The following is a 2,227-nucleotide window of genomic DNA, read 5'->3' as shown; positions in this document are numbered from 1 at the left end:
CTCTTAGGTGCATTGGAAACGTTTAATGTTTGGTCCTTCGCTACTGTGTGAGACCGTCCAAGATTTCCCATTCAGGACTTGGCTCGTTGCTGGTAGTTACTACGACCTCTGCTGACTTCTTCACTTAACCACTCGTGGTTGTGAAGACCTCCCCAGGTAAGAACATACTCTTTCATTCGATGCCTGCGAAATCTACTCTGATAGGTTTGTTGGCCACGGACTTTGTATTGATGTGCATACTTATCCACCTATCATAGCCTCTTATTCCGTTTCTGTAAGTCAGTACCGAATTTTGTAGTCTCGCTTTCTTCACTGCATCCCTCACGAGAAACCAGCTTGCGACTTACTAACACACTTTACCAACTAGCATGTAAAGGACTCAGTCTTTTCGACTTGCACCTTCTAGAGTTTATTTGTACTTTCGTACTCGATGTCCATACTGGGCACACACATCGGTTTGGCAATATGGCGGCTGAAGTGCTTCTATGAAACATTTATTCAAGGTTCAACAGCAGTAGTTCTATTGAACTTTTGTGCTAATAATCCGCCACATCGCCAAGCCTGGTCCGTTATGCCTCATTTTAGGACGACACAAACGGACATAAAACAAACAATATGACAACAACACTAAAAAAGATTTTCGCCTTGACCTTATTCGTTACGACTTTCGTAACGACAGCATTTTGCCAAGATTATCTTGACAACGAGAAAAGATTTATGAAACTAACCGAAGTTTCAACCGACAAGACCTATGGGTTTGATTTCAAAAATCCAATTAAGGTTGGGACAGCAGAAAAAGCAATTGGTGCATACTTGAACAGCGTGAAGACACTTGACGGAGACAAATTTCATATTGCTGATATGAAGTTCAATTACAAAAACAAAGAAGGGCTTACAATGGTAGTTCTGTCATACGAGCAAAAGAAAGACTTAACGACACTCTATGTTTCAGAAAAAGAATTTGAAACACCTAAAGCTCCATTCGGTTTTTCATTCAAGACAATTGACGACATTCCCAAAGTTATTGTTTTCCCTGCTGACAGTATTGTGAAAGTAACTGCTTGCTCGCAGACAGTGTATTCAGTAGACGACTTTTTAGTAAAAGAAAAGTTCGGAGAAATCGCTAAACCGACAACTAACCCGACTTTCACAGGTGGACTTGACGAATTGAAAAAATACTTTGTTGCCAATCCTTTGACAGATGCAAAAGCAACACAAATGATGTTTAGAGTTTCAATTGCATTCTTGGTTACTTGTGACGGGAAAGCAGGGAATTTTGTAATTGTAACAAAAGGCAAAGGCGACTTGGCGACTTATGCAAACCAAGTTTTAGCTATTGTAAATAGAATGCCACAAAAATGGCAACCAGCGACAGTTGACGGAAAAGCAATTGACTGTTATCAAGTTCTTTCCTTTACTGCTACAACTGGACAACTTGACAAAGTATCATACAGATAATGAACACGGACGAAAGAAAAACGAGGCATAACAGCACATTTGCAATAGGCTGGGTTTCGTGCTCCGCAGACAGTTTAGTGGTATCCGAAAGTTTTGTGCTCCGCATAAACTTTGGTGGTAAAAAACCCGCCCATCGCAAATCTGCAAAACGTTATGTGCTATTTTAGAACGACATCAATATGAAGACAATAGACTTTCGTGACAATATAAATTGCATTAGAGAAACTGCTCCTGGACGGTATCGTATAATACTTGACTTTGCCACGACAAACATTTTACCTTTTTTAATAAGAGACAACTACAATTACATTTGGGTTCATAACCATACGACAGGAAAGGGTTTTGACTGGGAAGAATTTAAATTACCAATCAAAGACAATTCAATAAACATTAAGACACTAGCAAGGTCACTGACGTTTGACTTTATTTTAACCACAGACGAGTTTAAAAATATAATGTCAGACTGGAAAGGAGGAATTGAACTTATTCAAATGAATAATATTCCGCCATATTACCTTGACCTGAATAAAGTAAAAGGGAACAAACGATATGAAATATTAGAAAAAGAATGTGATTACTTATTTGAAGTTGACATTCCATCAGCGACAGACTATGGGACATTAATCAGCCCGAACAGAGAATATTTACAATCGCTTTTGGACAATTCAGAAATAAACTGGGATGACTTACCATAGAAAAACAGCACATAATCGAGTAGCCTGCCCCACTAGGAAACCCTAGCAGGGAGAGGCTCTCACACCACTGTACG

Annotated in this window: 4 protein-coding genes; 3 read left to right on the top strand and 1 reads right to left on the bottom strand. The window is 39.2% G+C overall.

Going from position 1 to position 2,227, the window contains the following annotated elements; translation table 11 throughout:
- Nucleotides 1-172: 172 nt before the first annotated feature.
- The gene (locus EGI31_RS15045; protein ID WP_255037836.1) at nt 173-313 is read right to left on the bottom strand and encodes a hypothetical protein; all 141 of its coding nucleotides are present in this window, start codon (nt 311-313) and stop codon (nt 173-175) included.
- Between the two features lie 302 nt (nt 314-615).
- Here EGI31_RS15045 and EGI31_RS15040 point away from each other — a divergent pair, with 302 nt between their 5' ends.
- The 3 genes from EGI31_RS15040 to EGI31_RS15030 are packed head-to-tail and all read left to right on the top strand — an operon-like array spanning nt 616 to nt 2,153.
- On the top strand, nt 616-1,458 hold the full coding sequence (locus EGI31_RS15040) for a hypothetical protein (RefSeq protein ID WP_255037990.1): 843 nt from the start codon (nt 616-618) through the stop codon (nt 1,456-1,458).
- Nucleotides 1,458-1,625: a hypothetical protein gene (locus EGI31_RS15035; protein WP_255037987.1), complete on the top strand. Its 168-nt coding sequence runs from the start codon at nt 1,458-1,460 to the stop codon at nt 1,623-1,625. Before EGI31_RS15040 ends, EGI31_RS15035 begins: the two co-directional genes overlap by 1 nt.
- A gap of 12 nt (nt 1,626-1,637) precedes the next feature.
- The gene (locus EGI31_RS15030; protein ID WP_255037986.1) at nt 1,638-2,153 is read left to right on the top strand and encodes a hypothetical protein; all 516 of its coding nucleotides are present in this window, start codon (nt 1,638-1,640) and stop codon (nt 2,151-2,153) included.
- Nucleotides 2,154-2,227 lie beyond the last annotated feature (74 nt).

Origin of the sequence: Lacihabitans soyangensis, assembly GCF_024343775.1 — a bacterium.
GTDB classification, from domain to species: domain Bacteria; phylum Bacteroidota; class Bacteroidia; order Cytophagales; family Spirosomataceae; genus Leadbetterella; species Leadbetterella soyangensis.
This window is presented reverse-complemented; position numbering and strand designations above follow the sequence as displayed.